At 68.5% G+C, this 7657-nt stretch carries 5 protein-coding genes and 1 pseudogene; 4 read left to right on the top strand and 2 right to left on the bottom strand.

All coding sequences use genetic code 11. The features are described from left to right. The 3 genes and pseudogenes from E1266_RS38475 to E1266_RS33395 form a co-directional block, all read left to right on the top strand. Positions 1 to 233, top strand: a pseudogene (locus E1266_RS38475) (branched-chain amino acid ABC transporter permease); the annotation flags it as partial. Positions 234 to 354: 121 nt separating this feature from the next. After that, complete coding sequence (locus tag E1266_RS33390; RefSeq protein ID WP_132053970.1) at positions 355 to 1173, top strand: ABC transporter ATP-binding protein; 819 nt, start codon at positions 355 to 357, stop codon at positions 1171 to 1173. Between the two features lie 3 nt (positions 1174 to 1176). Beyond that, complete coding sequence (locus E1266_RS33395; RefSeq protein ID WP_132053964.1) at positions 1177 to 1941, top strand: ABC transporter ATP-binding protein; 765 nt, start codon at positions 1177 to 1179, stop codon at positions 1939 to 1941. A 112-nt stretch (positions 1942 to 2053) separates the two neighbouring features. Here the strand turns inward: E1266_RS33395 and E1266_RS33400 are convergent, their stop codons facing one another. Next, positions 2054 to 3316, bottom strand: coding sequence for an ABC transporter substrate-binding protein (locus E1266_RS33400; protein WP_132053966.1), 1263 nt, complete (start codon positions 3314 to 3316; stop codon positions 2054 to 2056). 295 nt (positions 3317 to 3611) lie between these two features. Beyond that, entirely contained in the window at positions 3612 to 3965 is a 354-nt protein-coding gene (locus E1266_RS33405) for a PaaI family thioesterase (protein WP_243719207.1), read from the bottom strand. A gap of 126 nt (positions 3966 to 4091) precedes the next feature. On the opposite strand from E1266_RS33405, the gene polA reads away from it, so the two are divergent. Beyond that, positions 4092 to 6782: a DNA polymerase I gene (polA, locus tag E1266_RS33410; protein WP_132053968.1), complete on the top strand. Its 2691-nt coding sequence runs from the start codon at positions 4092 to 4094 to the stop codon at positions 6780 to 6782. The last annotated feature ends 875 nt before the right edge of the window (positions 6783 to 7657 follow it).

The following is a 7657-nucleotide window of genomic DNA, read 5'->3' on the forward strand; positions in this document are numbered from 1 at the left end:
GGGTGCTCGGGCCGATCGTCGGCGCGTGGATGTTCTGGTTCCTGCTGGTGCTGATGGACACCTCGCTCCGGCAGGCGCTCAGCGCTGGGTACATCTCCGACAGCATCCTGTCGCCGTCGGACATCGGCCCGCTGCGCTTCGCGGTGGTGGGCCTGCTGCTCATGCTGATCATGATCTACCGGCCGCAGGGCGTGCTCGGCAGCAGGAGGGAGATGTTGCTCCGTGACCGATGAGCCGAAGGACGTGCAGGGCGCCGCGGATGAGCGCGCCGAGCTGGGGGACAGCGAGATCGTCGAGGCCCGGCGGCTGGCCGAGGAGGCGGTCGAGGAGACCGTCCTGCCGGACGAGTCCGCGTTGGCGGGGCTCACCGGGACGCCGGGCATCGCCAAGCCGGATCCGATCCTCGTCGCCGACGGGGTGAGCCGGGCGTTCGGCGGGCTGAAGGCGGTCGACGTCGGCCACCTGGAGGTCCAGCGCGGGACGATCACCTCGTTGATCGGCCCCAACGGCGCGGGCAAGACGACGCTGTTCAACGTGCTGACCGGGTTCGACCGGGCCGACAGCGGGACGTGGTCGTTCGACGGCCGGCCCGCCGCGGGGCTCGCCGCGCACAAGATGGCCAGGCGCGGCATGGTGCGGACGTTCCAGCTCACGAAGGCGCTGACGCGGCTGACCGTGCTGGAGAACATGAAGCTGGCGGCGGTCGGGCAGCGCGGTGAGAACTTCTTCAACGCGCTGGTGCCGCCGCTGTGGCGTCCGCAGGAGGGCGGGCTGGAGAAGCGCGCCCTGGAGCTGCTCGACCGGTTCAAGCTGGCGCACATGCGCGACTCGTTCGCCGGTGAGCTGTCGGGCGGCCAGCGGAAGCTGCTGGAGATGGCGCGTGCGCTGATGGTGGGCCCGTCGATGGTGATGCTGGACGAGCCGATGGCCGGGGTGAACCCGGCGCTGACGCAGTCGCTGCTCGGGCATGTCCGGGCGTTGCGCGACGAGGGCATGACCGTGCTGTTCGTGGAGCACGACATGGACGTCGTCATGGGCATCAGCGACTGGGTCGTCTGCATGGCGCAGGGGCAGGTGATCGCCGAGGGTCCGCCGGAGCAGATCCGTTCCAACCGGACCGTCATCGACGCCTACCTTGGAACCAGGTACGACGAGCCAGGGGCGAAGGAGTAGCGGATGACCGAGAAGGACGCCGGGGCGGCGGGGCAGGCCGCCCCGGAGCCCCTGCTGGTGGCGGAGAAGGTGGTCTCGGGGTACATCCCCGAGGTCAACATCCTCAACGGCTGCGACCTCACCCTCGCGGAGGGGGAGGTCGTGGCGGTGATCGGGCCGAACGGCGCCGGCAAGTCGACGCTGGTCAAGACGATGTTCGGGCTGATCCCGGTGCGTTCGGGGTCGATCCGGCTGAAGGACGCGCCCATCACGAACCTCACCGCGCACGAGCTCGTGTCGCGGGGGGTCGGGTACGTGCCGCAGACCCAGAACGTGTTCCCCTCGCTGAGTGTCGAGGAGAACCTGGAGATGGGGCTGTACCTGCGGCCGAAGCAGTGGAACAAGCGGTTCGAGTTCGTCTGCGGGCTGTTCCCGCTGCTCGGTGAGCGGCGCAAGCAGAAGGCGGGCGCGCTGTCGGGGGGTGAGCGGCAGATGGTGGCGATGGGCCGGGCGCTGATGATGGACCCGTCGGTGCTGATGCTCGACGAGCCGACCGCGGGCCTGTCGCCGAAGTTCCAGGACGAGGTGTTCGAGCAGGTCAAGCAGATCAACTCGAGCGGCGTGTCGATCGTGATGGTGGAGCAGAACGCGCGGCGCTGCCTGCAGATCGCCGACCGGGGCTACGTGCTGGACCAGGGCCGCAACGCGTACACGGGCACCGGCGCCGAGCTGCTGCACGACCCGAAGGTCATCGAGCTGTACCTCGGCACCCTCGCGAAGGTCGACTGACCGGGCCCGGCCGGGCCGGCGCGGTGGCGCCGGCCCGGACCCGGGAGGGAAGAGACGGAAATGGGAAGGGCCCCGGCCGATCGGCCGGGGCCCTTCTTTGGTGCTATCGAGGTCAGCTGACCGGCTTGCTCTGCACGGTGTCGGTGATCTCGAACTTGCCCTTGTCGTTGTACTCGTAGATCTCGATCTCGGTGGCGCCGGGCTCGCCGGGCTCGGTGAAGTCGAGCGGGCCGCTGGCGCCGTCGTAGTCGATGTCCTTGCCGTCCTTGATCAGGTCACGGCACTGGGAGAACGACGTGCACTTCTCGCCGCCCTTGGTGACCTCGTTCATCTTCGTCTTGAAGACGGCGGGGTCGTCGGTCTTGGCGGTCTCGGCGGCCAGGGCCATCACCACGACGCAGTCGTAGACCTGCGGCGCGTACTGGAAGACCTCGAGCTTGGGGTCGAAGGCCTTCAGGCCGTCGGTGAACGTCTTGTTCTCGACGGAGGCGGGGCCGGTGCCCTTGAAGCCCTCGATGACGGACGGGTCGCTCTTGGAGAAGCGCTCCGCCATCTCCTCGTCCTTCATGCCGTCGGCGCTGTAGAACTGGTTCGCCTTGAAGCCGGCCTCGATGAGCTTGGTGCCGAGCTGGGCGCCCTCCTGGAAGGAGACCATGACGACGGCGTCCGGCTTGGCGTCGCGGATCTTGGAGACCGTGGCGTTGAAGTTGGTCGTGTTGGGCTCGTAGGCCTCCATGACCGGCACGGTGCCGCCCACGTTCTCCAGCGCCGCCTTGGTCGCCTCGGCCAGGCCCTTGCCGTAGTCGTCGCCGCGGTAGGCGATGGCGATGTTGGCGTGGCCGTCACCGGTGATGGTGTCGGCGAGGATCGGGCCCTGCAGCACGTCGCTCGGCGCGGTGCGGAAGTAGAAGCCGTCGTCCTGGTAGCCCGTGAACGTCGGCGCCGTGTTGGAGCCCGAGCACTGCACCTTCTGCGCGCTCTTGACCTTGTCGAGCACGGCGAGGGACATGCCGGAGGCCGCCGCGCCGACGATGCCGTCGACGTTCTGGCCCAGCAGGCGGTCGACCGACGCGTTGGCGATCTCGGCCTTGCCGCCCTCGTCGGATCCGACTACCTCGGGCATCGGCTTGCCGAGGACGCCACCGGCCTTGTTGATCTCAGAAATGGCGTACTTGGTGGCCGAGATCTGGGGCGGGCCGAGGTGGGCCAGCTCACCGCTCTCGGGGAAGATGTAGCCGAGTTTGAGCACGCCGTCGCTCTTGCCACCGCCGGCGTTGGAGTCCTCGCCGCCGTCGTCGCCGCCGCCGCAGGCCGCGAGGGCGAGCGCGGCAACGGCGGTGAGTGCCAGGGTGCGGAACCTTCTGCCGCCTTGCATGGGCGTCTCCAGATGTCCGTGGACAGCCTCTTTGCGTCCGTTTGTACAGTGCCACGGAGGCTACTTGACCTGGACGTTCGTGAGGAGACGGCAGTGGGGGTTGCGGCCGAGTCGTGATCTGCTGTGACCGTTTTGTGAAATATGCGAGACGATGATCGCAACACGAAAAGAGGCCCGGGATCACCTTTGGGGCCGTACGCCCCTTAGCGGGGCGTACGTTGTCTACTCGGTGGTCCCGGGCCTGTTTCGACCCACGCTACAGACCCGGGGGCGCGCATCGCAAAGAAAGCGCGGATCAACCTTCCGGAGCGTCCCGCAGCATGCAGGTGAGGCGCGCGGTGCAGATGCGGCGCCCCTCGTCGTCCGTGATCACGATGTCGTAGGTGGCGAGCGTCCGCCCGCCGTGCCTGCGGGTCGCCACGCCCGTCACATGGCCCTCGGTCGCCGACCGGTGGTGCGTGGCGTTGATCTCGATCCCCACCGCGATGCGGCCGGGCCCGGCGTGCAGCGCCGCGCCGGTCGAGCCGATCGACTCGGCCAGCACGCAGGACGCGCCGCCGTGCAGCAGCCCGTACGGCTGGGTGTTGCCCTTGACGGGCATGCGGCCCACCACGCGCTTCGGCGATGCCTCCAGGCACTCGATGCCCATGGCCTTGCCCAGGTCGCCGTACGCGTCCGGTCCGAAGCCGCTGTGGCCCGCGGCGGGCTGCGGCCCGGGAGTGTCAGTCACTTACGCCTCCACAAAACTGTCCTACGCGCAGACTAGGCTCCTGGTGTGGTGACGACAGCAGCGACCCCTGACAAGAGTGACCGGCTCCTCCTGCTCGACGGGCACTCTCTGGCCTACCGGGCGTTCTTCGCGCTGCCCGTGGAGAACTTCTCCACGACCGACGGGCAGCCGACCAACGCCGTGTACGGCTTCACGTCCATGCTCATCAACGTCCTCCGGGACGAGCAGCCCACCCACATCGCGGTGGCGTTCGACCGCTCGGAGCCGACGTTCCGGCACGAGCAGTACGTGGAGTACAAGGCGGGGCGGCAGAAGACGCCCGACGAGTTCCGCAGCCAGGTCAGCCTGATCTTCGAGGTGCTGGACGCGCTGCGCATCCCGCGGCTGTCGGTCGCGGGGTTCGAGGCCGACGACATCATCGCCACGCTCGCCGTCCAGGCCACCCGCGCCGGGATGAAGACCCTCATCGTCACCGGCGACCGGGACGCGTTCCAGCTCGTCGACGACGACGTCACGATCCTCTACCCCGTCCGCGGCGTGTCGGAGCTCTCCCGGATGGACCCGGCCGCCGTCGAGGCCAAGTACGGCGTCCCGCCGCAGCGCTACCGCGAACTGGCCGCCCTGGTGGGGGAGACCAGCGACAACCTGCCCGGCGTGCCGGGCGTCGGCCCGAAGACCGCCGCGAAGTGGCTGACCAAGTACGGCGACCTCGACACCCTCGTCGCCCGGGTGGAGGAGATCAAGGGCAAGGCCGGCGACAACCTCCGCGAGCACCTCGCCCAGGTCCTGCGCAACCACCAGATCAACAAGCTCGACACCGAGGTCGGGCTGGAGCTGGCGCCGCCGCAGCTGACCATGGGCCAGTGGGACCGCGAGGAGATCCACACCCTGTTCGACTCGCTGCAGTTCCGCGTCCTGCGCGAGCGCCTGTACTCGACGCTGTCGACGGCCGAGCCCGAGGCCGACGAAGGCTTCGACGTCGAACTCGACGCGCTGGAGCCCGGCGCGCTCGGCACCTGGCTCGACGCCAACGCCGGCGACCGCCTCGGCATCGCCGTCACCGGCACCTGGGGGCGCGGCACGGGCGAGATCACCGCGGTGGCGCTGGCGTCCAAGAAGGGCCCGGCCGTCCACCTCGACCCAGCGGAACTGATCGAGGACGACGAGCGCGCCCTGGCCGCCTACCTCGCCGACCCCGCCCGGCCCAAGGCGATCCACGAGGCCAAGGGCCCGATGCTGGCGTTCGCGGCGCGCGGCATGACCCTCGACGGCGTCACCAGCGACACCGCCCTCGCCGCCTACCTGGCGCTCCCGGGCCAGCGGACGTTCGACCTCGCCGACCTGGCGCTGCGCTACCTCCACCGCGAACTGCGCAGCGAGACCGAGGAATCAGGGCAGCTCACCCTCGACGGCTCGGGCGAAGAAGAGGCCGCGCAGGCCCTCGCGGTCCGCGCGCGCGCCGTCACCGAACTGGCCGACGTCCTCGACAAGGACCTCGAGAAGCGCGGCGCCACCCGCCTCCTCAGGGAAGTGGAACTCCCGCTCGTCGGCGTCCTCGCCGACATGGAGCGCGCCGGCATCGCGGTCGACACCGACCACCTCGCGGGCCTGTCGGCGTCCCTCGGCGGCCAGGTCAAAGAGCAGGAGCAGGAGGCCCACAGCGCCGTCGGGCGCGAGTTCAACCTCGGCTCGCCCAAGCAGGTCCAGCAGGTCCTGTTCGACGAGCTGAACCTGCCGAAGACCAAGCGCACCAAGACCGGCTACACCACCGACTCCGAGGCCCTGACGAACCTCCTGGAGAAGGAGCCCCACCCCGTCCTCGAGCACATCCTGCGCTGGCGCGAGGTCGCCAAGCTCAAGAGCATCGTCGACTCCCTCATCCCGATGGCCGACGACAACGGGCGCATCCACACCACGTTCAACCAGATGATCGCCGCGACCGGCCGGCTGTCGTCCACCGACCCGAACTTGCAGAACATCCCGATCCGCACCGCCGAAGGCCGCCAGATCCGCGAGGCGTTCGTCGTCGGCGACGGCTACGAATCCCTCCTCACCGCCGACTACTCCCAGATCGAGCTGCGCATCATGGCGCACCTCTCCGAGGACGAGGCGCTCCTCGAGGCGTTCGGATCCGGCGCCGACTTCCACACCATCACCGCGTCCCGCGTGTTCGGCCTCCCGCCCGAGCAGATCGACAGCGAACTGCGAGCCCGCATCAAGGCCATGAATTACGGCCTCGCCTACGGCCTGTCCGCCTACGGCCTCTCCCAGCAGCTCCGCATCTCCCCGGACGAGGCCCGCGGCCTCATGGAGGAGTATTTCGAGCAGTTCGGAGGCGTCCGCGACTACCTCCGCAACATCGTCGCCAAAGCCCGCCAGGACGGCTACACCGAAACCATCCTCGGCCGCCGCCGATACCTGCCCGACCTCAACTCCGACAACCGCCAGCGCCGCGAAATGGCCGAACGCATGGCCCTCAACGCCCCCATCCAGGGCTCCGCCGCCGACATCATCAAGGTCGCCGGCCTCAACGTCCACCGCGCCATCAACACCGCCGGCCTCACCTCCCGCATCCTCCTCCAGGTCCACGACGAACTCGTCTTCGAAGTGGCCCCCGGCGAACTGGAAACCCTCAAAACCCTGGTCAGCACCGAAATGGCCGGCGCCTACGACCTACGCGCCCCCCTCAGCGTCTCCATGGGCACCGGCAGAACCTGGCAGGAAGCCGCGCACTAGGTTTATTGCATTGCCCTCGGCGGTCAGGCCCTAGAGGGCCTTCCCTTCAACGGGCAATGCGGTGGGATCGCTGCATCGCTCCGGCTCGCCCAGGGGCTCGCTGCGCGATCAGGTTTCTCGCAGGCTCGAAACCTGCCTTCGGTCGCGATCGCGACGGTTCAGGTCGCCGCGTGGTTGCGGCGGTGGCCGGTGCCGTCGCGTGTCCAATCGCATTGCCCTCGGCGGTCAGGCCCTAGAGGGCCTTCCCTTCAACGGGCAATGCGGTGCGATCGCTGCATCGCTCCGGCTCGCCCAGGGGCTCGCTGCGCGATCAGGTTTCTCGCAGGCTCGAAACCTGCCTTCGGTCGCGATCGCGACGGTTCAGGTCGCCGCGTGGTTGCGGCGGTGGCCGGTGCCGTCGCGCGTCCAATCGCATTGCCCTCGACGTCAGGCGCTAGCGTGCCTTCCTTCCATGGGCAATGCGGTGCGATCGCATGGGTTCGGCTCGTCCTGATGGGTTGCTGCGCGATCAGGGCTTTCGTGAACTCGTGGCCAGCCTTCGGTCGTGCTCGCGATGGCCGGGTTGGTGCGTGACTGCGGTGTGGTCGGGTGGTGTTTGTTGCCTGACCCTTGATGGCCTGCAATGGAGGGCCTTCTTTGTCGCGGGCAATGTGCATGAAGCCGTTTCGCTTTCTACCGCCTTGAGAGTTCTTCGTGGTGTGGGATTCCTTGTGGGGTTGAGAGTTGTCTTTGGTCGCGGTTGTGACGGTTGGGATCGTGCGTGGTTGCGGCATTGGCTGGTGGTGTGGTTGCGCGGTGGTTATCGCATTGGCCTTGGGCGGGTGGTTGTTTTCGGTGGGGGATTGGTCTGGGGTTGTGGGGGTTTGTCTTGATTG

It is taken from the genome of Actinomadura sp. 7K534 (assembly GCF_004348575.1).
Classification (GTDB): domain Bacteria; phylum Actinomycetota; class Actinomycetes; order Streptosporangiales; family Streptosporangiaceae; genus Spirillospora; species Spirillospora livida.